19 protein-coding genes are annotated in these 25,652 nt (G+C 39.8%); 10 read left to right on the forward strand and 9 right to left on the reverse strand.

Features of this window, described 5'->3' with window-relative positions; translation table 11 throughout:
* Positions 1-34: 34 nt before the first annotated feature.
* From RMX98_RS15090 to RMX98_RS15110, 5 genes are all read right to left on the reverse strand, one after another.
* Positions 35-1,192 (reverse strand): sulfate ABC transporter substrate-binding protein, encoded by a 1,158-nt coding sequence (locus RMX98_RS15090; protein WP_322678568.1) that lies wholly within the window; start codon positions 1,190-1,192, stop codon positions 35-37.
* Positions 1,193-1,526: 334 nt separating this feature from the next.
* Positions 1,527-1,916 carry a type II toxin-antitoxin system VapC family toxin gene (locus RMX98_RS15095; RefSeq protein ID WP_322678569.1) on the reverse strand — a complete coding sequence of 130 codons (390 nt, stop codon included), beginning with the start codon at positions 1,914-1,916 and terminating at the stop codon, positions 1,527-1,529.
* 11 nt (positions 1,917-1,927) lie between these two features.
* Positions 1,928-2,203 (reverse strand): hypothetical protein, encoded by a 276-nt coding sequence (locus RMX98_RS15100; RefSeq protein ID WP_322678570.1) that lies wholly within the window; start codon positions 2,201-2,203, stop codon positions 1,928-1,930.
* 151 nt (positions 2,204-2,354) lie between these two features.
* The gene (locus RMX98_RS15105; RefSeq protein WP_322678571.1) at positions 2,355-2,984 is read right to left on the reverse strand and encodes a restriction endonuclease subunit R; all 630 of its coding nucleotides are present in this window, start codon (positions 2,982-2,984) and stop codon (positions 2,355-2,357) included.
* Positions 2,985-3,107: 123 nt separating this feature from the next.
* Complete coding sequence (locus RMX98_RS15110) at positions 3,108-4,361, reverse strand: exonuclease SbcCD subunit D (protein ID WP_322678572.1); 1,254 nt, start codon at positions 4,359-4,361, stop codon at positions 3,108-3,110.
* A 253-nt stretch (positions 4,362-4,614) separates the two neighbouring features.
* Here RMX98_RS15110 and RMX98_RS15115 point away from each other — a divergent pair, with 253 nt between their 5' ends.
* The 4 genes from RMX98_RS15115 (at position 4,615) to RMX98_RS15130 (ending at position 11,716) form a co-directional block, all read left to right on the forward strand.
* Positions 4,615-8,100 carry an AAA domain-containing protein gene (locus RMX98_RS15115; protein WP_322678573.1) on the forward strand — a complete coding sequence of 1,162 codons (3,486 nt, stop codon included), beginning with the start codon at positions 4,615-4,617 and terminating at the stop codon, positions 8,098-8,100.
* A gap of 219 nt (positions 8,101-8,319) precedes the next feature.
* Complete coding sequence (locus RMX98_RS15120) at positions 8,320-8,631, forward strand: DUF559 domain-containing protein (protein ID WP_322678607.1); 312 nt, start codon at positions 8,320-8,322, stop codon at positions 8,629-8,631.
* Positions 8,632-8,687: 56 nt separating this feature from the next.
* The gene (locus RMX98_RS15125) at positions 8,688-10,583 is read left to right on the forward strand and encodes a trypsin-like peptidase domain-containing protein (protein ID WP_322678574.1); all 1,896 of its coding nucleotides are present in this window, start codon (positions 8,688-8,690) and stop codon (positions 10,581-10,583) included.
* Positions 10,584-10,603: 20 nt separating this feature from the next.
* Positions 10,604-11,716 (forward strand): hypothetical protein, encoded by a 1,113-nt coding sequence (locus tag RMX98_RS15130; RefSeq protein WP_322678575.1) that lies wholly within the window; start codon positions 10,604-10,606, stop codon positions 11,714-11,716.
* 112 nt (positions 11,717-11,828) lie between these two features.
* Here the strand turns inward: RMX98_RS15130 and cysH are convergent, their stop codons facing one another.
* On the reverse strand, positions 11,829-12,554 hold the full coding sequence (gene cysH, locus RMX98_RS15135) for a phosphoadenosine phosphosulfate reductase (RefSeq protein ID WP_322678576.1): 726 nt from the start codon (positions 12,552-12,554) through the stop codon (positions 11,829-11,831).
* A gap of 1,091 nt (positions 12,555-13,645) precedes the next feature.
* Here cysH and RMX98_RS15140 point away from each other — a divergent pair.
* On the forward strand, positions 13,646-14,182 hold the full coding sequence (locus tag RMX98_RS15140) for a methanogen output domain 1-containing protein (protein WP_322678577.1): 537 nt from the start codon (positions 13,646-13,648) through the stop codon (positions 14,180-14,182).
* 254 nt (positions 14,183-14,436) lie between these two features.
* The gene (locus RMX98_RS15145) at positions 14,437-15,771 is read left to right on the forward strand and encodes a sensor histidine kinase (RefSeq protein ID WP_322678578.1); all 1,335 of its coding nucleotides are present in this window, start codon (positions 14,437-14,439) and stop codon (positions 15,769-15,771) included.
* Positions 15,772-16,044: 273 nt separating this feature from the next.
* Here the strand turns inward: RMX98_RS15145 and RMX98_RS15150 are convergent, their stop codons facing one another.
* Positions 16,045-17,634 (reverse strand): DHA2 family efflux MFS transporter permease subunit, encoded by a 1,590-nt coding sequence (locus tag RMX98_RS15150; protein ID WP_322678579.1) that lies wholly within the window; start codon positions 17,632-17,634, stop codon positions 16,045-16,047.
* Between the two features lie 241 nt (positions 17,635-17,875).
* Here RMX98_RS15150 and RMX98_RS15155 point away from each other — a divergent pair, with 241 nt between their 5' ends.
* A complete protein-coding gene (locus RMX98_RS15155; RefSeq protein WP_409881494.1) occupies positions 17,876-18,508 on the forward strand; it encodes a TetR/AcrR family transcriptional regulator in 633 nt (210 codons plus the stop codon).
* A gap of 236 nt (positions 18,509-18,744) precedes the next feature.
* Here the strand turns inward: RMX98_RS15155 and patD are convergent, their stop codons facing one another.
* Positions 18,745-19,098: a heterocyst frequency control protein PatD gene (patD, locus tag RMX98_RS15160; protein WP_322678581.1), complete on the reverse strand. Its 354-nt coding sequence runs from the start codon at positions 19,096-19,098 to the stop codon at positions 18,745-18,747.
* 294 nt (positions 19,099-19,392) lie between these two features.
* Between patD and RMX98_RS15165 the strand changes: the two genes are divergently transcribed.
* Entirely contained in the window at positions 19,393-21,660 is a 2,268-nt protein-coding gene (locus tag RMX98_RS15165; RefSeq protein ID WP_322678582.1) for a bifunctional (p)ppGpp synthetase/guanosine-3',5'-bis(diphosphate) 3'-pyrophosphohydrolase, read from the forward strand.
* A 92-nt stretch (positions 21,661-21,752) separates the two neighbouring features.
* Here RMX98_RS15165 and RMX98_RS15170 read toward each other — a convergent pair whose 3' ends face one another.
* On the reverse strand, positions 21,753-22,949 hold the full coding sequence (locus tag RMX98_RS15170; protein WP_322678608.1) for a HAMP domain-containing sensor histidine kinase: 1,197 nt from the start codon (positions 22,947-22,949) through the stop codon (positions 21,753-21,755).
* A gap of 435 nt (positions 22,950-23,384) precedes the next feature.
* Between RMX98_RS15170 and RMX98_RS15175 the strand changes: the two genes are divergently transcribed.
* Both RMX98_RS15175 and RMX98_RS15180 read left to right on the forward strand, forming a co-directional pair.
* Positions 23,385-24,101, forward strand: a complete 717-nt coding sequence (locus RMX98_RS15175) for a class I SAM-dependent methyltransferase (protein WP_322678583.1) — start codon at positions 23,385-23,387, stop codon at positions 24,099-24,101.
* A gap of 413 nt (positions 24,102-24,514) precedes the next feature.
* Entirely contained in the window at positions 24,515-25,594 is a 1,080-nt protein-coding gene (locus RMX98_RS15180; protein ID WP_322678584.1) for a M4 family metallopeptidase, read from the forward strand.
* Positions 25,595-25,652: the final 58 nt, after the last annotated feature.

Genomic DNA, 25,652 nt, shown 5'->3' on the forward strand with positions numbered 1-25,652 from the left:
TGCAAGTAAAGAATGCTGCATTAATAAATACATATCATGCTTTGTTTGCAGCTTGCACTTTGTCAAAAATTGCTCCATCTCCAAAAAACTTTTGCTGAATAATATCCCAGCCACCTAAATCTTGAGATGTGAATAAAGTTTTAATTGGTGGATGTTGTGATGCTACTTCTTGACTAACGGTGGGATTAACAGGACGATATTGTAATTTGGCAAATTCCCGTTGAGCATCTGTAGAGTAAAGAAAATCAACAAATGCTTGTGCAACTTCTCTTGTACTGTGTTTATCGACGTTTTTATCAACTACCGCCACAGGATTATCAATAGAAATATTGACTTGAGGTACAACATAAGGCAACTTCGTCCCATTTTGTCCTGCCAAAATTACCTCATTTTCGTAGTTGATTAAAACATCTCCCTCACCTTTTTGGAAGAATAAATTGCTAGCCTCACGGGCATCTTTCGTTAGAGTCGGGATATTCTTATAAACTTTGGTGACATAATCTAGCGCTGTGGCTTCATCACCACCTGTTAGACTCACCGAACCCCAGAAAGCCAAGAATTCCCAGATAGCAATACCAGAAGTTTTTGGGTTGGCGGCAATCACTTTCACGCCATCTTTTGCTAAGTCTGCCCAAGTATTGATACCTTTAGGATTGCCTTCACGGGTGACGATCGCAGCAACCGATTTACTAACAATACCATTTCTCGGAGCTTCGGTTTCCCAACCTGATTTAATCAAACCTGCTTGCTGAATTTTGCTGACATCCAGGGGAAGTGCCAAATGTACTATATCTGCTTCTTGCGAACCGTTAATGACAGCAGCCGCTTGAGCGCCAGAACCTCCATAGCTTTGCTCAAATGTAACGTTTTGGTTATGTTCTTGCTTCCACTTTTCGATAAATTTGGGAATTATCTGGTCATGAGCGGCTTTGGTGACAGAGAAAGATACAAGTTTTAGCTTAACATCATTTTTGCTAGCTGAACTGCTTCCAGAACAGGAGGCAACTGCTATACTCAAAAAAATACTTGTTAAAAACAGACTCACAAAGCTTTGTACACTGCGTCCATTCAACCAACTTTTAATTGCGTGTTGATACCGGAGTTGTATACTCTGCAAAGCTTTCATGACATAAGGCTGTATTCCTTCACTTAGAAATTTACTTAACTGTGTCGGTTGTTGCGACTTGCTCATTAGAATCACCCCTAAATCTACGGTATTTCTACATGCATACCGTGATTAGGAGAATTATAGGGTATATAGAATAATATTTATCATCTGGATTAATTTTTTTTTACTCAATGAGCAATTGACGATCAAAACTAGCAAATAAATCTGATTTACCAAGGCATTGTAGAAGACAGTTTTTTTGCTGGATAGCAAAACAATCTGATTGCATACATAATATTTGCTAAAAAGATGTGATTATTAATACAAAAAAATATTGGAAGAGCGATCGCCTCTATTGTGAGAATATATAATCAGGCGATCGCTGACTTGTAGAAATACTTATACAGCTTTTTTGCTACTATAACCAGTTCTCTAATTGCAAATTAAGTATATTTTCAAAATCTTTGATATTGTTTATAACCAAAATATCATTACGAGAACGGACAACAGCAGCAATTAGTGCATCTACTTCTCCTGTTGGTCTACCAATTTGCCTCAATTCACTTTGGATTTTACCAAATTCTCTGGCAGCATCTATATCAAATGGCTCTATAGGTAATAGTTCAGTTAGTTGTGCTAGTGTTTCTAAATTTTTTTCAACTTGTTTAGAACAGTAAACACCTTTGTAAAGTTCTGAAACTACTATTGTAGATAGATAGCATTGGCTGAAATAGCGATTGAATACAGGTATTACTTGGGAATTCCCGTTAAGCAGTGCAATACAAATGTTAGTATCTAAGAGATACATTAGTCTTTATTCTATTTATCTATTGAGTTTATTACCCTTCCTTGGTAAGTATGACGCTGCTGGTTAATTTCAGCAAAGATATCTATCAACTCTGTTTGTTCTTGCCAAACTCCAAATAATTGATTCAATTTTGCTAGTCTCTGTTCATCTGTTAAGTCTAGTTTTGCTACTACAGGTTCAGTAGCAGGTAGTTCTAGATTAACGATTATTTCTGCCCCATCAGGAATACTGTGAATTTGCTCTAATAATTCAATAGTTTGGCCACGTTTGATTCCTCTAATTTGCATTATCTGCTTACTCCTGTAATCTTTACTATTCAAATCTTAGATATTTTCTCATTACTTAATCTTAACTGATTAACTGATGTAGCGTAGACGTGTAGCTATTGGTCGCCAGACATCGCCTTTATTATGAGAACATATAATCAAGCAATAAGGTTTAGGCACCCACCAACTGAGTCAGGCGTTTCAATATACGTAACACGTCGTACAATTCATTTCCAGGGTTACGCATCAAAAAACCCTTTGATAAAGCATAACGTGGTGGATTTCCTTTCACTAATTTAACGAAAATAAACTCGCTTCCCGTGGCAATCATACCAAAACTAGGTTGATCGTTATCTCGATTTCCTAACAGATAAGCAAGAATTTGTGCGAGTCCTTGTTCCACTGAAAACGAAGCTCTTTTAGACTCAATAATCATTAGCCAAAATTGCTCTTTTAAAACTAAGGTATCTATTCTACCTTTGATAATTACATCTTCATCTGGCACAGCAATATCTATAGATTCTTCTGATTTTACATAATACGGAGCTAGATAAAAATCCCCAATAAAAAGCAATGGGTCTACAACTGCCATTCTGACTACATCTTCTAGTAAAGGTGGGTAATTAAGAAGATTAAAATAACCCGTTTTTACTTTATCTAAAAGTTGTTTATCTAAATCATTAATTTCTGGTAAATCTTCTTGCCATTCCCAAAAGAATGAGCCATCCAAAACTAAGTCAATACCAAAGTTATCAATTAAATAACGTAAGTCGATGGCCTTTGCTGGGATTGTTTGCGTCATATATTTTGGAGAGTGGAAAATAGGGCTTACACAAAATACCTGTAAAACTCTGATTTATCCGTGCCCTTTGCGCCTCTGCGGTTTGTTATTCCATAATAATTGTTAATTACAAATTATTTTATCCTAGTCATTAGTTGCTGCTTCCAGCCAAACTTCCACTTCATCTGCTAGCAACTTTTGTGCTGCATCCATCATTGAAGTTGCGATATCTTTAAGGTCTTCGCGGTTATTCAAGTAAGTTTTTAAAGCTTCCATTGGGTCGATGCTACTACTTGCGCTCAATTCAGGAATTCGGGGTCTGGCTAATTGACTCACTAATTCTGCTTGAATGGTGTAGGTATGAGCGGGACTTAAAGCAGTATGTAGAGAGGAACTGTCAATTAAATCCATCTGTTCGGAGCGGAGTTTGTAAATTAGCCGCACAACAGCATCTTGAATATCATACTTGGCGATCGCTTTCATTAACACCGCTTGCGGCTCGTCTGCTTTTGAGACATCCACTTCAATGGTGCGGAAAGTCCGAACTGTTAAAGGGCAAAATTCCCACTCAACGCTTCCCCGCTCCAGTTCTATCATCACATAGCCTTTGTCTTCTTTTTCTTCACTAAAATCTACCCGCTCAATACTCCCTGGATAAATCACCGGCGGGTTGTTAGATTTATTCAGATTTTGGTGGCGGTGGACGTGTCCCAATGCTACATAATCAAAACAAGGTCGCGTCAGCAAAGATAAGGGCAGAGTAAAGCCTTTACCCACCGCCAAAAATCTTTCTGCGCCCAAGCTAGCATTGTCAGCCATCAAGTGAGCTAAAAGGATAGTGGGTACATCTGGGTCAAGACGGCGAACTTCCCCTTCTAAAACAACTCGCAGACGTTCCGTTAATAGTTGGTTGACTTCCGCCAAAGATAAACCTTCAGTCTCTTGGCGAGTCATCAAAGTCGAACGGGTCAGCCAAGGCAGGGTGATTACTTGCACTTTGCCATTACGGGTTTCGATACAGTGCGTAGTTAATGTATCGCCAACTACAAACCCTGGCACTCCCAAAGTGCGGTAAATATTTAAACTCGCTCCTCCCTGTCCTTGGGAATGTTGGTCGTGGTTGCCTACCAACAGCACTGTCGGAATATTGGCATCCATCAGACGGCGAAACTGGCTAGCAAACGCTTGTTGTACATAAGGCGGTGGTGTCGCATCTGGGAAAGCATCGCCACCAAATATCACCATATCAACAGCATCTGTCAACGCTCGGTCAATACATATAGACAATGTATTGACAAAATCCTCCAATCGTGTGTTTAACCCAGTTGCCGGATTAATACGTCCGTGGGAGAAGCCGCTTCCCATGTGAATGTCGGAAAGGTGGAGAATTTTAATCATACATTTATCTCAAGTATTAACTGGCTATTTGATGTTAAATTGCCCATGCCAATCATAATATCGCCTACGGCATTTTACGTTTCAATAATATGTAACGTCGTTACATTGAGATTTTTCTAAGGTGTAGTCCAAACAAACGACAACCCTTATATCAGCAAATTGTAACAAATGATAATATTTATCAGAAATATTACTTATAATAAAAGTATTAAAACAGAAGTTAATTGCTGTACAGCACTGTAATTAAAAGCGAATGAGTATTTCGGAACCTCAGAAAATCGAAGACAAAATCAATTATTGGAAGAAAAAGCTGATTGGTGAATCCAACAAAAATCCATTAGTTGATTTACGCCAAAATCAAAACAGATTAGTTCCTCTTTTAAGAGATCCTTCATTTTTATATGATCATTTTACAGGAGATGAGCCTGAATCATTACCAATTAGTGAACTGGAACCTAAGCAGACTGATGAAGACCCGTTAAAGCTTTTAGATGAACTTCGTAAAGAGGCTAAATCAACCATTGAAGAAAAGGGTTTTAATAGTCTTTTTTTAGTCATTAATGCCTTAACATGGTTTAATACCGAAAATATTCATGAAAAATATGTTTCTCCTATTCTGCTTATTCCAGTGAGATTAGAAAAAATAGGTAGAAAGTCATTAGAATTTACTCTTCACCCTATAGATGATGATATTACTGTTAACTTTACTTTAGTCAACAGGTTACGGGATTATGGTATAACGCTGCCTGACAGTGACAGGATTAAAGAATTGAGCTATGAAGATTTTTTCAATGAACTTCGTAGTGCCATCGCTGCTAAACAATCTGAGTGGAAAGTAAAAGAAACAGCACACATTACTTTGTTTCCAGACGCAAAAGCAGCAATGATTCAAGACCTGGAACAAAATCAGGAAAAGATAGCTAATCATCCCATACTGAAGGCTTTGGCTTCAAAAGAAACATCGAACAATATCAAGAGTACCACCATTTTTGAAGAGCCAGAACTTGATCAAATAGACCCTTCATTAATTTATCAGATACTTGATGCAGACTCCAGCCAGCAAGTAGTTATAGAAGCTGTCAAGGCAGGTTCTAATTGTGTTATACAGGGGCCTCCTGGTACAGGAAAAAGTCAAACTATTGTTAACATCATCACTGAGTTAATTGGTCAAGAAAAAAAAGTCCTTGTAGTTGCAGAAAAGCAAACTGCCTTAGAAGTTGTTTTTAAAAGACTAAAAAAAAGCCAATTAGAAAATATCTGTCTGAATTTACATCATGAAGTGACAAAAAAAGCCAAAGATTTATTCAATCAGCTAGTACAAACTTACGATGAGCTTTCAGAAAGTAATGAAGCACAACAGGAAGATTGGGAAACCTTCTTTAAACCTTTACGCGACTATCGACAATTTCTCAACGATCATACAAAAGGTTTGCATGATAAAAAGCAACCACTAAAAAAGTCTGCTTTTAATTTGTATGGCGAAATTCGTAGGTTAGAAAGAGAAGACAAAGATATTCCTCAACTAGAGTTTAATTTCTCTAATTTGCAAGATTGGCCAGAAACTAAATTGTTAGATGCAAAAAAATTATTAGAAAAACTTGGCCAATTTGAGGCTATATTCCGGGGTAGACAAAAAACCCTATGGTCAAGTAGTCCCGTAAAATATCCTTGGTCGTCTGCTATATATCAAGATTTGCGTAGAAATCTTGACAGTTTTAGCGCTGGCATAAAACTGGCTCAGAATACTGTATCTTCATTGGTACAACTACTAAATATCAACGAAACAATTGAAAATTTGTATGATTTAGAAGAGTTACAACCAGCAGTTAATCATATCCTTAATGCTCCATCAAACATTGAAACTTGGTCATTGCCAACAGATTTAGATGATTTGGCACAGTTGTATTTAAACTTAGAAACAGACATTAGGAATTATCAATCAATTAGTTACGATCTCAATTCCAAGTATGTGCGAGATTTTTTTACTTTCGATTTATTAAAAATAAGGAAAATTTTTGCAAGAAGATTTACAGGGATCTTTCGCTTTATTAAACCAGCTTATTTGAAATGGCTATATGATAAGAGGCGCGAACGTCAACGTCTCATCGCTCTTCGACAAGACCACAAGCGCATTTCTGAGCAAGAGTTAATGGCAGATATTGAAAATGCACTTGAGCGTCAACATATTTTAATTAAATTACAAGACCGCAACTACCAAGCTCGTCAGGTTTTTGGTTCTTCCTTCCAGAAAGAAATGACGAATTTGCAAAATATCCAGCAAGGTCTTGAATGGTTGGAAAACCTAAATAAAAATCTTCTATTAGATAAAGAAACAGTAGCCGCAGTTCTTACTTCAAGAGAACGCTATGAACAACTAGGAGAATTATTCAAATCTTTGGAAGTATCTTTAAACAAAATTCAAGACGGCTGCAAATTCTTAAATAAACACTTCCCTAAAGAAAGACTAACAGCATTAGATGTATTAAAGAGAACACCTTTAAATGAAATTGAAGATTTCCGAAGACAAGCCTATAATGAGCTTGATCTATTCCAACAGTGGTTGGACTGTCAAGAAATTGTACATAAATTAGAAGCTATTGGAACAGAGGAATTTTTAGCTAAACTACGAGACACCGACATTTTACCAGATAAGTGGTATTCTGTTTTACGGAAAGGCTTTTATGAAAATTGGCTGCGACACATACATGATGATAATTCTAAGTTGCGAAAGTTTAGCCAGAATTTGCACGAACAGAGAATAAATGAATTTTCAGAAAAAGATAAACAACAGTATGAGGTTGCAATAAAACGGTTGAGACAACTCCATGCACAACGTTGCCAAGATTGGTTAAAGCAGCCAGAAGCACAGGCACAAGTAAGCAATCTCAAAGGGGAAATCAAAAAGAAAAGTAGACAACAAAACATCCGTCAATTTATCGAGAAGAATGCTCAAATTGTTACTACTCTTAAACCATGTTGGCTGATGAGTCCTTTAGGGGTTTGTCAATATGTAGATGCAGACGCAGTGGAGTTTGATGTTGTTATCTTTGACGAAGCTTCTCAAGTTCGTACTGAAAATGCAGTATCGTCTATTATGCGAGCAAAGCAGCTAATTGTTGTAGGCGATAGCAAGCAGTTACCCCCTACAGCTTACTTTGAAAGTGCAGGAGCCGATGATAGCGACGATGAAGAGGAAGAAGTTTATGAAAATTTGCTAGATGAGTGTTCTAAATTATCAATTATGATCACTCGTACTTTAAGTTGGCATTATCGTAGTCAAGACGAAAGCCTAATTGCCTTCTCAAACCAAGAATTTTACGGGTCAAAACTTATTTCTTTCCCTAACCCTGCAAAAGATGTTAGCAGAGGCGTACATTTCCATTTTGTTGAAGGGGGAATATATGACCGTGGTGGTCGCGGAGATAATATTCGTGAAGCTGAAGCAGTCGCACAGCTAACAGTCCAGCATTTTAAACAACAGTCTCAGCAATCTTTGGGTATTATTACCTCAAGTAAACAACAAGCAAAAGCCATTCAAGAACAAATAAAACAAATAACTATTCAACATCATGAAATAGAAGAATTTTGTCAAGAAAACTCTGATAAGTTTTTTGTTAAATCAATTGATGATGTTCAAGGTGATGAACGAGATGTAATTTTCCTAAGCTTTGGCTTTGGTTTTGATAATAAAAATCCGGGTAAGTTGAATCACAGCTTTGGCTACTTCAGTAAAAAGTAGCAAGATTTAGGTAAACGAAGATTAAACGTTGCAATAACTCGCGCTAAATACAAGTTTGTATTAGTCGCTTCGATTAAACAGGAGAATATTAACCCCGAAGTAAGTCCACAAGCTGCATTAATTAAGAAGTATTTTACATACGTTCAAAGTGGCGGTCAAAAACTAGATGAAAAGCGTGATGATGACCTGTCTCACTTAAACTTACCTTTTGAAGAAGATATATATCAGGCTTTAACAGAAAAGGGATACGCAGTTAAGAAACAGGTAGGTCGTTCAGCTTATCCAATCGACTTAGTTGTGATGGATAATTCCAAACCCGAAAATGAAGAGTCTCTTCTGGGGATTGTGTGTGATGGCGGAACTTATAATAAATATCCTACAGCACGCGATCGTGATCGCCTCCGCCAAGAAGTCTTAGAAAAATTAGGCTGGCGCATTTACAGAATTTGGTCTCGTGAGTGGGATCGCAACAGGGAAGAACAAATTAATAGGCTCATAGCGCATATAGAAAATCTCCGCAACCAGAAATAAATACAATTAGTAATTTACTGTTGAAAATAGGAATTTGAATAAGACTTGGATTGCCTATGATAATAGCCAAAATTGAAGAACTGTTAACTAAAATTCAACAGTTACAATCAATTATGATTGCGGTATCAACTGATTCATATCGTAATCCCATTAGAGAGAAAGAAAAATTATACACAAAACTATATAGAGAGATTGTTGACATCATAGAGTTTCTTGCAGAAGAAGGGGTATTAATCGAAAATCATAATCCTTGTAAGTCTCTTTCAGATTGGCGCGATCGCTGGTCATCTTTAGAAAGGGGATATGCATTAAAAGGACGATATGTTCACGACCTATACACTACCTCTTTAAGTCAAATTGATCTTGTTTTATGTCAGCACTATGTTGAAGACAAATCTCATCAACAGCTAGTTGAAAATTGGCAAATATCACAATTTGAAGACCTAATAGCAAAAATTAAAAAATTGAAGGGAATCATGATTTCGGTTGCTATTCAGGGAGACCCTGTTTATTTAATTAAATCTGAGGATGAGGATTATAGAAAACTCTACCGAGAGTTGACATTACAAATAAGTATCCTTCGGCAAATAGGTATACCTATTCTACATCCCAACAATTTTAGATCGCTTTGGCAGTGGTATCATTACTGGTCAATGAATCTAGAAAAATCGTATGATGTACGAGAGAGATATATTGATGATCTCTATGAAAATATTCTTAAACCAATTGAGAGAGCCTTGAAGAAATATCATCTACAATCAACTTCTAGTGAAGAGTTTATTCAAGATTTGCAGCGTCGTTTTAAACAAAAGATATCTATTCAACCTATTATTACTACGATAGTTAGTACAGAATTTAGTGATACACTACAAGAATATACTCCTAATTTAGAAGATTACAAGCAGCCAGAAGCTTTAGAGAATATTCCTAATTCATTATCAATTGAAAGAACTCAAGCTGTTAACAATTTTCTTTCTACAAATATAGATTTCAATTTAAATTGGACACCTGAGAGCGTAATGAATCCTGAAATATTTTTAGAGCAAAATGATGTTGTATATTTAGAGAATAGTCTAGAAAAATTCTTTGCTACAAAGTTTGATAATGCAAGTAGTTGGAGAAGCGTATTTAGCTCATCAGGTGTTGAAGATTCGTTTATTAGACCTCTAATTTTTATTAACAATCCTGTAGAATTCAGCAACAGAGTAGTAGCAAAATTTAAAAATTATAAAGTCTCTAATCAGCGAATAGATCATCACCCGATGGTGAAATTCTTACAGTATCTACTCAATCGAAAAGAAAGTTATGAGTTTGAAGACCAAGATATAGAATTATTCACTAAATTAGCTGAACGAGGTCGGGAAAATCTCAACGCTTTAAAGGCTTGTAACACTGTTTGCAGAATCGAATCACCCAAAGGAATGGGTATTGGGACAGGAGTATTGATAGGTAAAAATTTATTACTAACCTGCAATCACATTTTTAGCAAAACTCAAGTTAGACAAGCTTGGATACGTTTTAACTACAATGCTCACAGCCGTCAGTTAGACAATAATTTATTTGAACTAGATATGACTTTTTTGAGCTATCATAATCGCCCTGACTACGCTTTAGTCAAAATAAAAGATAATCCTCAGCAACAAAAAGCTATTTTTATTAATGAAACATCTATATTAGATAGCGGTCAAGATGTTCGTATTATCCATCATCCACAAGGAAACCCAGTTATAATTTCCGATTTTGGACAAATTACACAAGTAGGAGAAGATTACATTGACCATAATGTGAAAACTGATGATGGTTCCTCTGGCGCACCAATTTTTAATCGTCAATGGGAATTGATTGCAATTCATCAAGGAAATCCCGGTATAGGACGTACCGTGATTCCAGGTTCAACAGGTGGTATTCCTATCCGTGCTATCTGGCCTCAAATTTCATCATATTTAAATTGATTTAACAGGGTCATATTTTTATGGGTATTTTCCAAAATGTATCTGAAACTTTCAGCCGCGAGGCTAAAAAATATACAACTATTTTCCTACCAAAACATCGAGTTGATAAAGACTACGATGATACACCTATTCGTGCAGGTGAAGCCTATTGTCGCATCTGGCTAGAGGATATGAATTTAGCTAAAGATGTAGACTGGTTTAAACAACGATATCCAGTTGTTAATGCTGCTGTCCGTTTCCATTATGACTCTAAGTTAGTAACTATTCCTTTTTTAGCTGCGCCCGGTCAGTTAAAAGATTTGGGAAGCAACAATTTAGATAAAGTCATTCTAGAGAGATGTCCTCTTACGCCTTTATTTCCCTTTAATCAAGGTTTAGTAGAATTTGAAGCTGGCTTATTTAGCATGGCTGCGAGTGACTCCATCGGCAAATTTATCGAGACAATGGGAAGATTTGCCAAATTGTTACCTACGCCTCAACTTTCAACTGTGTTGAATCTAGCAGAACCCGTATATCGGGGAATAGAAGATTTACTTGATATTGGAGAACGCCGGCTAGAGTTAGGTTATCGACAAACTTTTTCTGATGCTGACGGTGGTAGTAGTAATTTCCTTAGAGAGGGGTACTTTGCCGTAATTTTGGCGGAAGAACGAGAGATTCAGATGGAAAATCTTTGCGTTGTCAAAGATAACCTACGGCTTGGCTCTCCGGGAAATACTAAAGTATTTCTCCGTGATAGTAAGCCTTTTAAGGGTTTCAGCTATATGTTATTTCGCATAGAAAAGCGCAAACAGCAAGATTGGGAGTCGTTAGAAACTATAAAAGAGCTAGTTACTCAAGCTCAAAATGCTATTTATTCAGGAGAATATGACAAGGTAAAGAAATTTATTTTACCTGCTATTGAAATAGCTATTCTTCAAAGTCCTGATGTAGCTAAAGCTGACCGACGCAATATGATCTTAAAAATTGGAGAGGAATTGAAGGAAGTTGGTTTGCAATCTACAAAAGTGCAAAAGCGATCACTGTATTCAATTATGCAGCGACCTTTGCCAGAGATTGACGCAGCTACAGAAGCTGAATTAGCTTCTCTAGAGCAGCTTTTCCAGCAAAATGGTCAAGAAATTAGCCTCTAAATTTGTTGTCTAACACTGTTATCTAACAGCAAAGGCGCAGAGTAAGGAAGGTCGGGGGAAATTTTTCTTTTCTTCTATTCCCCACTCTCCAATCCCTACTCCCCACTCACTTTTAAATATGAATTCCACATTCTGTTTTATCACTTCCTCGCCAGCGTCCGGCGCGTTCGTCTTCGCCTTCGCCTACTTTGGTGGTGATGGGTTGGTCGCCGATGCTGGGATAACCTTGGTCGTGGAGAGGGTTGTAGATGACTCCATGTTCAGCCACATAAACCCAGCTGTCTTGACGAGTCCAAGTAGCTATGGGATTTACTTTCAGCCGACCTTTATTATCAAATTCAAATATGGGCATATTTGCACGGGTTACTGCTTGGTCACGGCGGCGTCCGGTAATCCAAGCAACGCTGTTGAGTTCGTCTAAACCCCGTAGTAGTGGTTCAATTTTTGTAATGTGGTGGAATTTGGCAATATCCGTATCCCAGAGTTTGTCGCCGTATTTGGCTTCAAAGGCTTCGCGGGTGTCTAGGTCTGGAGTTTTGAAAGTTTGCAAATCCAGGTTGTAGATTTGTTCAGCTTTGGCTACTAATTCTAGGCTTTCAGGGAAGTGGTGCAAAGTATCGAGAAAGATTACAGGAACGGGATGCTTCAGTTCGCTGTAAAGAATATGGGTAATTATCATGTCATCCACGTTAAAGGCGCTTGTTTGCACCAGTCCCGTTGGGATATTCTCTATAGACCATGCCAGTATGTCTTTAGGACTGGCAGTTTCAAATTGCTCGTTTAATTTGTCTAAGTCAAAAGCGATCGCTTGGTTTCTAGATGCCGTGGAGACTGTCATGATAATCTTCTATTCAAATATTTCTACCTTGATTAATATCGATCTTACCCCATCAAGACACGTATTCCGCTCGGAGATAAGGTAATTATTTTGTGCGGAAATTACTACATTTTGAAAATGGGGAATGGGGACAAGAAAAATAAGGGACTTCCAACTAAAAAAATAATCAATCGTTTTGGAAGGCAGGGGGAGAAAAAATTGAATAGTAACGTTGGATGTAGGAATTGAGTAATTTAATTCTTGGATGTCCCTAACCACACGCAATGCCAAGTAAAAATTATTACATAAGCATAAATGAAGTATTTACTAAGAAAGTTTAAGGTAATTTAAGTTTTATAATACTTTTATAGATATTTATACTGATTTTGATATGGTTAAGGAACTATTAATAAAAGGGATTTTACTTACAATGAACAACGCAAAATTCAGCAATCCATTAGGCCAGTCTATAATTATGGGCGCTTTAATGATGTTAACCAGCGTTGGGGTTATTACAATCATGAACTTTTTCTAAGATTTAAGATTTCTCATTTTAGAAATAAGACTTCATATAGTCCCGCTCAAAACTGAGTGGGACTTTTACTTTTATGATGCATATATAGTGTAGATTAAGCCTCTTCTGTGACTTTCAGCAGAGAAAAATTCCGGGCTTACGCATTAGACATCTCCGAAAATTAATGTCTGACCCCTCTCCAAACCTCTCCCCGTTGGCGTCAGCCTGCCGTTAGGCAAGCAAAGAGAGGCTTTAATTCCCGTTTCCCTTGAAGGGAAGGGGAGTAGGGGGATTAGGTCTGCGCGTAAATTTAAAGTTTCTAAATCTTTTCCGGAGATGTCTATTGACAGGAATTTGACTATTGTCCGATTTTGTAGATATCTCGGCTAAACCCCTGAAGAAAAAGAGCTTGCTTTAACAAATAACTAAGCTTAGTGCCATTCGCTCGTAGTTGAAGTGAGTTTTGTAGCCAGTTAGGGAAAACTATTGACAGCTATACATGGTATTTAATTAAGAGATTTTGGTGTTTCACTGATTTTCGCTTAACTAAGGGCCATTGATGCTTGTCCCATCTAAACATCGAGAGAATAACACTATCATGGTTGACACATCTTCGCTCGACAACCAAATAAAATCCTTAGAATTACCGATCGAGCGCGACCAGTTTCTGCGTACAATGATTCGAGAATTGGCTGGAACCCTACAAGATGTAGTTGGGATTGAACAGGCAGAAGGCTTTTTGAATGTGGTCGGCTATCGAACAGGTCAACATGTCAATCAGATTTACCAAAACGCTTTGCAATTGTCAAATCTTTCTCGTGAACAGGTAACTGTTGTCCTCGTAGATTGGAAACGCCGGATTCAAGGTGACTTTTATGTGATTGAAGAAACCGATGAGAAGATCGTTTTAGGCAATCGCAAATGTCCTTTTGCAGAACAGGTAGAAGGACGCGAAGCTATGTGTGTTATGACATCAAACATTTTTGGCGCGATCGCAGCCGACAACCTCGGCTACGCTAGAGTCGAGTTACAAGACACGATTGCCAGAGGCGCACAAGAATGCAAAATCGTTATTTATCTCAAACCTAGCGAAGTATTAGACGAGTTTACAGCACAAGAATACTTCAAAGCATAGTAGCAGCGTTAAACGGGACATTTGCAGACTATCACCCTCTCCCTGTAATAATATGTCCCGGCTGAAGTTGATGCCCCAAAGCGTAGCTTATACCAGATTAGTACAAAAGGTATTATTTAAGATTTCTGAAGCAGCTTTGTGGTCAAAGCTTTTAATCCAAAATCTAAAATCGAAAATTAGTATTAGTCTCTTCACTTTTACCCCATCAGTGCTATGAGCAGTGGTAAAGATCCTCGCTTCAGTACCTCCAGATCATGATACGCGATCAATTTTTAAAGTTTGCCCAGGTTTTACCAGAACCTCTGCTGCTTGTGACTAGCGCAGGTGAAATTTTAGCAGTTAATCAGCCTGCTGCCAGACTCTTTAACAAGACCAGTAAAGCACTGATTGGTCAATGTCTTACCGAGTTTGTTACTGATTCTTCAGAGAAAGTCATCGACTATCTTCGAGCTTGCTCTCAAAGTCGTCAAATGATTTTGGGAGCTTTAACTATCCAGCAAGCCCAAGGAGAGGAAATTGCTTGTCGTAGTCAAGGATCTTTGATCGAGCCGCGATCGCCAGAAAGCCCAGCCATTAATTTACTGCGGTTAGAAAAGCGAACAAGCGATCAATTCGTTGTGCTTAACCAAAAAATTCATGCGCTGAGTAAAGAAATTCAACAACGCCAACGCATTGAGGCAGAACTCGCACAATCGAATGAAACCTTAAGACAGACTCTACTCAAACTGCAAAATGCTCTTGAAGCTGTGCAAACGGAAAAGATGTCTGGACTAGGACATTTAGTTGCAGGAATTGCCCATGAAATTAATAATCCAATAAGCTTTATTTATGGAAATCTGACCTATGCGGGTGAATACTATAATGATTTGCTGAAACTGATTCAACTCTATCAGCAAGAATATCCTAATCCGAGTCGAGTGATTCAGCAGGAAATTAAAGCCCTGGATCTTGATTTTATGCAAAAGGATATTAAAAAATTACTCCAATCAATGCAGACAGGTTCCGAGCGGATTAGCGAGATTGTTAAATCTTTGCGAAACTTCACTCGATTAGACGAAGCAACATTCAAGGTGGTTGATATTCATGAGGGTTTAGAGGCTGCATTGATGATTTTACAAAGTCGCCTTAATCCTAGCGATCGCTATTCTGGTATTGAAGTGATTAAGGAATATGGAGAATTGCCTTGGCTTTCTTGTTCTCCTGGGCAACTCAATCAAGTGTTTATGAATCTCCTGAATAATGCGATCGATGCTTTAGAAGAAGCTGAACAAGTGCGATTGTCTGCGACAGACCGTAGATCATCGCCAGAATTAATACGAAATTATCCCAGTCGCATCTGGATTCACACGGAGAAACTAAACGATCACTACATTAGAATTCGCATCAAGGATAATGGTAACGGAATCCCCGCCCAGATTCATCATCAGATATTTAATCCCTTCTTCACCACCAAGCCAGTCGGCAAAGGTACAGGATTAGGATTATCGATTTGTTACCAAATCATTGAGAGCCACAATGGTCGAATTAATGTGATATCTGATCCAGATTGGGGAACTGAATTTAGTATTGAGTTACCCATTGTTTACTGAGCAAAACTGAAGTACAGGACTCATATTTGATTTCTGAAAACATTCAGTACAGCTCAAAGAGGCTTCTTGCCTATTACCTATTACCTATTGCCTATTGCCTATTGCCTATTACCTATTGCCTATTGCCTATTGCCTATTGCCTTCTACACAAATAAGTATGGCTACGCTCCCGTGAGGGATACAGAAATCAAATCGGATTGCTATATACGTATTCATCCGTAATTTTGCCATCAGAGTATTTAAAATAGGGAGGCGATCGCTATTTCCTTGAACCTAGTGACCGACTGGCGCTTTCACTCCTGCACCACCTTTGCCCAGGAATAATAATAAGGGTAATGAGCAAAGAAATCCTATGCCTACGACTCGAAAACAATCTGCATAAGACAAAACAGCAGCTTGAGTATCTACTGTTTGACTTAATAAAGCTAGTGCTTGTTGTTGCGCTGTTGCCGCATCCATGCCTTGGCTTTGAAGTGCCCCATTGAGCAAGTCGAGACGTTGACTGGTTTCTGGGTCATAAGGGCTAAGTTTTGCTAACAGGATATCTCGATGAAAAGTCTGTCTTTGGTCAAGCAGAGTAGTAAGTAGGGCAATGCCGATACTACCACCTAGTTGTCGAGTCAGGTTGTAGAAACCAGAACCAGCAGAAATATCTTTTTTGGGTAGCGGCCCTAAAACTGCCAAACTCAAAGGGAGAAACATAAATACAGTAAAAGCTCCGCGCCATACCAATGGCCAAAATAAATCGTCTGTGCCGCTTTGTGGGGTAATTGCTGCCAATTGAAACATGACTCCAGATGAGCCGACAGCGCCGATCGCAATTAAAAATCGCGCATCAACTATACTAGTCAGCTTGCCTAATAAAACCATACCGATCGCAGACGCTAAAGCCCCAGGTGCTAATAATAGTCCTGTTTGTGTTGCCGTAAATTGCAGCACGCTTTGAGCAAATATCGGCACAGCAAACAGTGCGCCATAAAGCCCCATACCCACCACTGCTGAAAGAATGCTTCCCGCAGCTAAAGAACGGTGACGCAAAACTCTCAAATCCACAGCCGGGTGATCTGTTTTCAGTTCTCGCCAAATAAACAACCCCAAGCCGATAATACCAAGGATAGTCAGAGAGACGATGAAACTAGAGGAAAACCAGTCGTCTGTTTCCCCTTCTTCTAATACAGTTTGTATGCTACCCACGGCCACGATTAAAAAGCCAATTCCCCACCAATCAACAGCTTGGTTCTTTGTATCGCTCTTATCCTTATTTTTTGGCAAAAACGCCAAAGACATCGCGACTGCAACGATCCCAAAGGGAATGTTAACGAAGAAAATCCAGCGCCAGCCTAAACCATCTACTAAGAATCCTCCTAAGGTTGGGCCAATTGCTGGCCCAGCAATTACACCCACGCCAAAAACTGCTTGCGCCAAACCTTGTTCAGCTGGGGGAAAAGTCTCGAACAAAATTGCTTGGGCTTTCGCTAGCAATCCGCCACCGCATAAACCTTGGAGAATTCGAGCCGCAATCAACATCGGTAGATTGAAGGACAGCCCACATAAAACAGAGGAAATCGTAAAACCAACTAGCGAGAAGATAAAGTAGGTTTTACGCCCAAAGTAATCTCCCAACCATGCAGATAAGGGAATTAAGACGACGTTAGCGATCGCATATCCGCTAACTACCCAACCTACCTCACTCACAGTTGCACCCAAGGTAGCTTGGATATCAGTGAGAGCGACGTTGACAATACTAGTATCAATTACTTCTAATATTGCACCCAGAGAAGCCGTAAATGCGATCGCCCACTTCAATGGCCCGTGGACATAACCAAATTGGTCAATACTAGAACTTTTAATGTTGGTAGCCATTATTTAGCACAAATAATATTTGGGAGATGTTAACCAATGCCAAGGCTAAAATTAAATTTTGTATACATACGCTACGGTAGCGTATCATATAAAAATGGTCAAGAGAGTTATCTATGAAAAGTGGCAGAAATACTTATGCTAAAGATGGATGGTCATTGCTGCTGTTTTAGTGCATGAAAATTGGGTTATAAAGCTTATTTGTTTCCCAGAAGCGATGTTCTGTGCCCAAAGGTAGGAGCAAATGACCAAAAAGATATTGCTTGGGGATGATATTTTTATGAGTAAGCAAATCAACAGCACCTCTGGACGCCCGCGCAGCATCCACGCCGACCAAGCGATTCTGCGAGCGACTTTGGATTTGCTTGCAGAGATAGGATATGAAAGCATGAGTATAGAAGCGATCGCTTCTCGTGCTGGAGTTGGTAAAACAACCATCTATCGGCGTTACACTTCCAAAGAAGAACTAGTTGCAGACGCGATAGAAAGTCTCAGAGATGATTTAGCGATCCCCGATACCGGCAGCTTTTGGGGAGACATGGATATTCTGATTAAGAATGCCGCCAAAAAAATTGATAGTCCCCTTGGCCGTCAGACACTCGCACTGATTGTTAGTACAGCGTCTAGCAATCCTCAGTTTGCCGAGGTCTATTGGACAAAATATACAAAACTCCGACGTGAAGCCTTTGCGAAAGTACTTGAGCGTGCCAAGTCCAGAGATGAAATTCACAAGGACGCAGACGTAGACCTAATTATCGACCTTGTGAGCGGTTCACTATATTATGCACTGATTTTCAAACCCACAACCGAGCCAGTAGAAGCCTATATGCGCCGCACTATGAATCTTCTCCTTAAAGGTATTGGGAATGGGGCATAGAGAGACAAGGGAGACAAGGGAGACAAGGGGAATAACAATCCCAAATCCCCAGTCCCCAGCGATGCACTGAGCGCAGTCGTTGTGTCCCCAGCGATGCACTGAGCTTGTCGTTGTGAGTCGAGATTCAACTACCGCACTGTCGAAGTGTCCCCATTTCCAACTTGTTGCAAAAATAACTTTTCATGAACGGTTGTAAATGAGATGATGGAGAAATTAGAGAAAAAGGTGAACAATTGTTATTTTTCTCCTTCCGCTTCTGGTTGCAGAATGGCATCACAATATTGAATGAGGGTTGTCAAGCGATCGCTAATCGTTTGAAGTCTCGTTTGTGCAGTAGATGCTTGCCGCGCTCCTTGGAAAAACCTTACATCCATTTCCAACAGGCGCAATTGCTTGCTCATCTCCGTTTGATAAGACTGTACTCGCCAGTTTTCATCAGCCAAAGGCACAATCTGCTGCCCAAAGAATTGCTGCAACGAGGCTACACGCTGCCGCAGTTCGGGCGCAACGATTTGGGTAGTTGTGGCATCGGAGCGTAATTGCTCTAATAAGGTTACAAATGCCAGATATTTCTCACGGTTTAAAGACATCCAGTGCTAGTTAAGATAGTATTAATGTCAAGTAATTTTTCTTCTACAATAAACTTTCTTAAAGACTTATCAACATTAAAAGCCTCAAACGATGATTTAAGGCTTTGTTTGCCATCAATGGATTTTCTTTTTTATGATCCTTGAAACTCAAACTGGATGACTACCATAGCAATTGGAAAATCATCCTGACACTGTTTTTTCTACCCTTCTCTGGGTGACAGCATCTTCTTCGGGCGATGCTGCCAGTTTTATTTATCTTTCACTTATCTACCGAGCCACTCTAAACCCAATTGTATGAGCAGCATAGCTATAAATTCATCAGTTGATCTTGCCATTCCGGAATGGTTAAAAAAATGTTTGAAGGAGTCATCGACAATTAGCGGCACAGTGGAAGATGACCGAAGATATAGTGATGCAATCTTAATTGGTCGAGCATTTGAATTTGCTTACCAACTGCATCAGGGTCAATACCGCAAATCGGGAGAACCATACATTGCTCATCCCATTGCTGTGGCTGAATTGCTGCGTGACTTGGGAGGTAGTGCTGCTATGATAGCAGCTGGATTTCTCCACGATGTAGTTGAAGATACAGAAGTTACAAGTGAAGAAATAGAAGAACGCTTTGGCCCAGAAGTGCGGCAATTGGTCGAAGGTGTCACCAAGCTTTCTAAGATCAATTTCACCAGCAAAACCGAAAGCCAAGCCGAAAACTTCCGGCGGATGTTTTTGGCTATGGCGCAAGATATTCGGGTAATTGTGGTGAAATTGGCAGATCGTTTGCATAATATGCGAACTTTACAATACATGTCAGAGGCTAGCCGCCGCCGCAGTGCCCAGGAAACACGAGATATTTTCGCGCCTTTAGCTAATCGCTTGGGCATCTGGCGAATTAAATGGGAACTAGAAGATTTGGCTTTTAAGTATTTGGAACCAGAAGCTTTTCGCCAAATGCAAGAGCATGTTTCTGAAAAACGGACGGCACGAGAAGAGAAATTAGCCAAAGCTACAGACATTTTGCGGGAACGTTTGCAGCAAGCCGGAATCCACTTTCAGGATATCAGTGGTCGTCCCAAGCATCTTTATAGCATTTACCAAAAAATGCACCGCCAGCAAAAAGAATTTCATGAAATTTACGATTTGGCTGCGCTGCGGATTATTGTTCAAACTAATGAGGAATGCTATCGGGCTTTGGCGGTGGTTCATGATGCTTTTCGTCCAATTCCTGGGAGATTTAAGGACTATATTGGACTGCCAAAGCCTAACCGTTACCAGTCGTTGCATACTGGGGTGATTGGATTAACTGGTCGTCCTTTGGAAGTGCAAATTCGGACAACCGAAATGCATCACATCGCCGAGTATGGGATTGCCGCCCATTGGAAGTACAAAGAAACAGGAGGTTCTAGTATTAGCCATTTGACAGCGACAGATGACAAGTTTACTTGGCTGCGGCAGCTACTGGAATGGCAAACTGATCTCAAGGATGCCCAAGAATATCTTGATAGCGTAAAAGATAATTTATTTGAAGATGATGTCTATGTCTTCACCCCTAAGGGGGATGTTGTTCCTTTAAGCCCCGGTTCTACAACTATAGACTTTGCTTATCGGATTCATACCGAAGTGGGAAACCACTGTTCAGGGGCGCGGGTGAATGGGCGAATGGTGCCATTGTCAACGCGGTTGCACAATGGTGATATTGTAGAGGTTTTAACCCAAAAGAACTGCCATCCGAGTTTGGATTGGTTGAACTTTGTCAGAAGTTCGGCGGCGAAATATCGGATAAAACAATGGTACAAGCGATCGCGCCGGGAAGAAAATATCACCCGTGGACGAGAATTGCTAGAAAAGGAACTTGGTAAAACTGGTTTTGATAGTTTGTTAAAGTCGGATGCGATGCAGATTGTCGCCGAAAAGTGTAATTACCACAGCGTAGAAGATTTACTGGCTGGTTTGGGTTATGGAGAAATTACGTTGAACTTAGTGCTAAATCGCTGGCGAGAAGTAGCGAAGGGACAACAACCAGCTGCCACTGTGCCTCTATTTATCCCCAAAGAACCAAGTTCAAAAGCTTTGCGAGATGCACCTCCAACTACCTCACGCTCCACTGATTCGCCAATTTTTGGGGTAGAGGGGTTGGTATATTATTTAGCTGGGTGTTGTACCCCGATTCCTGGCGAACCAATTATTGGTGTGGTGACGCGAGGTAGGGGGATTTCAATTCATCGCCAAGGCTGCCATAATCTGGAGACTGTGGAGTATGAGCGCTTAGTACCAGTTAGGTGGAACCCAGCCGCCGAAAATAGTGGTCGTCCGCACACGTACCCCGTAGATGTTCAAATTGAAGCCCTGGATCGCGTAGGGGTGTTAAAGGATATTTTGTCACGCTTGAGCGATCAAGGGATCAATGTCCGCCATGCCCAGGTGAAAACCTCTACTGGTCAACCTGCATTGATGGACTTAGGAATAGATATACGCGATCGCTCTCAATTAGAGCAAGTCTTTGTCCAAATTAAGAAAATGAGCGACATTTTAAATATCCGCCGCGTTGGTCAAATTGACGAGTAGATACGCCAGTAGGGTGCGTTACACTGCGTTAACGCACCAATTTAAGTTGCGTTCTCTCAAGTTTTAAATTTGGAGTTATGGCAAAGCCACAATCATACCTGAGCGATGGCTTCTAATGGGAAAATTACTGTAAATGTAGACCCCTTTCCTAGCTGTGAATCTACTTTAATTTCACCATCCATTAACTGAACCAATCGCGAGACTATCGCTAAACCTAATCCTGTACCATCAGAACTTTTGACTTGGGGAGCAGTTACTTCCCGAAAATAGGGATTGAAGATTTGTGCTTGAGCATCAGGAGAAATACCAATACCACTATCAGTAACAGAGATAGCCCACTGCTGTCGAGATATCGTCCAGCACTCCAAATGAATTGAACCAGATTCTGTGTAGCGAATTGCGTTACTCAGCAAATTTGTCAGAATTTGCTGAAGCCGAAGCGGATCTGTGGTAACTTGACTTGGAGCGCGTTCGCATTCAACAACTAAAGATAATTCTTTAGTACGGGCTAATGGCTCAACCATCTCTAAAACAAAGTTGATTAAACTACGCACATCGGTTAAAGTAGGCTGCAATTTCATCTGTCCGGCATCATAACGCGAAATTTCCAGAGTATCGTTAATTAACCGGACAAGAAGTCTACCACTCTTAAGAACTCGCTCGATACTTTCAAGATTTGCATAGGTATCTTTGAGTTCTGATTGTTGACGCTGCTGGCGCAGAAATAAGTCTGCGTAACCAATGATTGAAGTCAGAGGCGTTTTCAGTTCATGAGCCAAATGAGAGAGGCTATCTTTATTGGCGCGAACCAAACGAGTTAGTTCTTGGTTAGTCAACCGCAACTGACTTTGGAGTTGTTTAAGCTCTTGTAATCGTCCTTGAGTATAACTGTTAAAACAACGAGCGATCGCTTCATCAATTACTGTATCAATCAGGCGAACAGCCCTTAGCACATCTTGTGCAGATCCCTGTAATAAATCTTCTTCTAAAAAGGAAAAAATTACAAACCGCAGTAACCGATACTCTCGTGCAATTTCTGATGGTTCAAATCCTTGTTGGGCGCGAAGTGTGCCGTGTTCTAAACTTGCATCTACAACTGTCTGCAAATCGCTCGTTTCTGATTCAGAAAGTACTGTTGCTAATGCTTTTAAAACGCGGGGTAAGCTATCCCGTACAGCTTTGAAAGTAAGTTCATTAGTAGCTTCAATTTGTTGATCCTGGTAAACTGCTTCTACCCATTGATCAAGAATGGCATCACTTTTTGCAATTAGAGTCTGACTAAAATCCATCTTTTGCTCAACCAAACACAGCGAAGCCTCTTCCACTAGAGGTAGATTAGTACGTTTGATGTTAGTTCGCACCTAGCATAAGATAGAAATTAGTGAAAAGACAGATTCTTTCACCATCAACGCAAGAGCGATCGCTTCACAAAACGGATTGCGTGACAGAAATAATACAACAATTCAATACCACTAAAATTGTGATTTTATATAGATATTTTTAGTAGAGATGCGATTAATTGCGTCTTTTCAATGTCTAATGAAAAATAATATTACCTGTCTTAATTTTCTTGCCTGCATACCCTTTTAACTTTGTTCAGAAACTTTCCGTTCTGCTTTTGTGGCTTGGCGGCAACTGATAAAGTTCCTCCCACCGATGTACTATATACCTCGGTAATGATGGATGATTAATATTGATTAGTGTAACTATAAGTTCCAATTCCCATGCAAAATGTATTTCCCGGAGAAGTATTCGCTAACACGGCTGATTTTGACCTTGGGATTCGCCAACTGTTACCGCGATACGATGAGATGTTGGAGGTAATTGCTCGTTGTCTAAATTCCACAAGTCAGCGTATTTTAGAATTAGGCTGTGGCACAGGTGAACTTAGTCTCAAGATACTCAACCGCTTTCCAGATGCTCAAGTAATTGCCCTAGATTACTCACCTCGAATGCTGCAATTTGCCCAAGATAAAATCACAACATCTGGATATCAACAACGCTGGACTGGCATACAAGCAGACTTTGGCGACTGGGCAAATAATCCAGAGAACTTGGATATTGGTAGCGAATTTGATGCTTGTGTCTCATCCTTGGCAATTCACCATCTCCAAGATGAAATGAAATTGAAGTTATTTGAGCGAATTGCTGCTAGCCTTACTCAAGACGGCTGTTTTTGGAATGCCGACCCCACATTACCAGAATCACCAGCCTTAGCAGAAGTTTACAAGGCGGCACGAGAGGAATGGTCAGTTGAACAGGGAATTAGTTTAACAGAGATTCGCGCTAAACGTGGCATCAGCACTACCCAAGGTTACTCCAGTCAAGACCAGCTAGCTACCTTGGATGCTCATTTACAAATGTTGAGCAAAGCTGGATTTAAGACAGTTGCAGTACCTTGGAAATATTATGGTCTGGCGGTGTTTGGTGGCTGGCTGTGAAAATTTGAGGTTTTGGATGTCTAGATTTGGAATTCGCCTGTCTCTTATGGGTATTTATAGCATTAACAGCTTGATAGTAACAAAACAGCAATAAATAAGATTATTTTTCTTGATCGGAACTAATATATAAACGCATTAGGTCTGTAAAGGAGGTCTTGCTAACTCACGCAAAGTTTTTAGCTGAAATTTGCGTTAATTAAGCTAGCTTTGTGTTGTTATACAATATTTCCCCATCAGAAGTACCCGTGAGGGTACTATCAATCCTCCACAGACCTATCCGAAAATACAGAGTAGAAAATTTTATTCTTAAAGAAACCAGGGACACGCAATTTACATTAGTTTTTCTGCTCGTTTCAAAAGTGGAGTTAAAGCCACTGTAAGAATCACTTAATTTCAAAAGGAGAATATCTTGGATGGCTCGAAATAAAAAGAAATCAGCCGGGTTCAAATATGAGCATTCGCTTGACTCAAGATGTCCTATTTGTTGTATTGTCCCACCGCATATACTTAAAAATGTCGTGGTGAATGGCAATCCCCAGCAACGTACTTGGGCTTTTCATACATTAAATATTTCGGCGCAATTTTTGGGGCGAAGAAACGTCGTAGGTAATGTGTCGTTTGCGCCTTCTCCAGGCGAAAAGCGCCGCACCATTTACGATGCAAAATATGGTCAGCAACTTCCTGGTACACTAGTGCGTGGTGAAGGAGATCCACCAAGCAGTGATGCAGCAGTGAATGAAGCTTACGATGCTGCTGGTGCTACTTATGACTTATTTCATGAAATATTCGATCGCAATTCCGTTGACGACAAAGGACTACGTTTAGACTCCACCGTGCATTATGGCGTTAAATATGACAACGCCTTTTGGAACGGCGACCAAATGGTTTATGGTGATGGCGACGGAGAAATATTTCAACGCTTCACGACATCAATTGATGTGATTGGGCATGAGCTAACTCATGGTATAACCCAATATGAAGCGGGTTTACAGTATTATGGTGAATCAGGAGCATTAAATGAATCATTTTCTGATGTTTTCGGTTCTCTGGTGAAACAGAAGACCAAAAATCAGACTGCACAAGAAGCAGATTGGCTGATTGGCGAAGGTCTTTTAGTACCGACTGTCAAAGGTGTTGCTCTGCGCTCAATGAAAGCACCAGGAACAGCTTATGATGACCCAGTACTGGGTAAAGATCCCCAACCAGCCCATATAAAAGATAAATATACAGGTACTGATGATAACGGCGGGGTGCATATCAACTCAGGAATCCCTAACTATGCCTTTTATCTGGCGGCTGTTGAGATTGGTGGCTATGCTTGGGAAAAGGCTGGTAAAATCTGGTACATAGCTTTGCGCGATCGCCTACGTGCCAAAGCAGATTTTAAAAAAGCTGCTAGCGTCACCATTCAAGTCGCTGGCGAACTTTACGGTAATGATAGTGATGAGCAAAAAGCTGTACAGAATGCTTGGAAAAAGGTAGGAGTTATTTAGAATTAGGAGTTAGGAGTTTTTTCATAACTTCTAACTCCTAATTCTTAACTCTTAACTT

Origin of the sequence: Nostoc sp. DedQUE02 (assembly GCF_034531035.1) — a bacterium.
In the GTDB taxonomy this organism is placed as follows: domain Bacteria; phylum Cyanobacteriota; class Cyanobacteriia; order Cyanobacteriales; family Nostocaceae; genus Nostoc.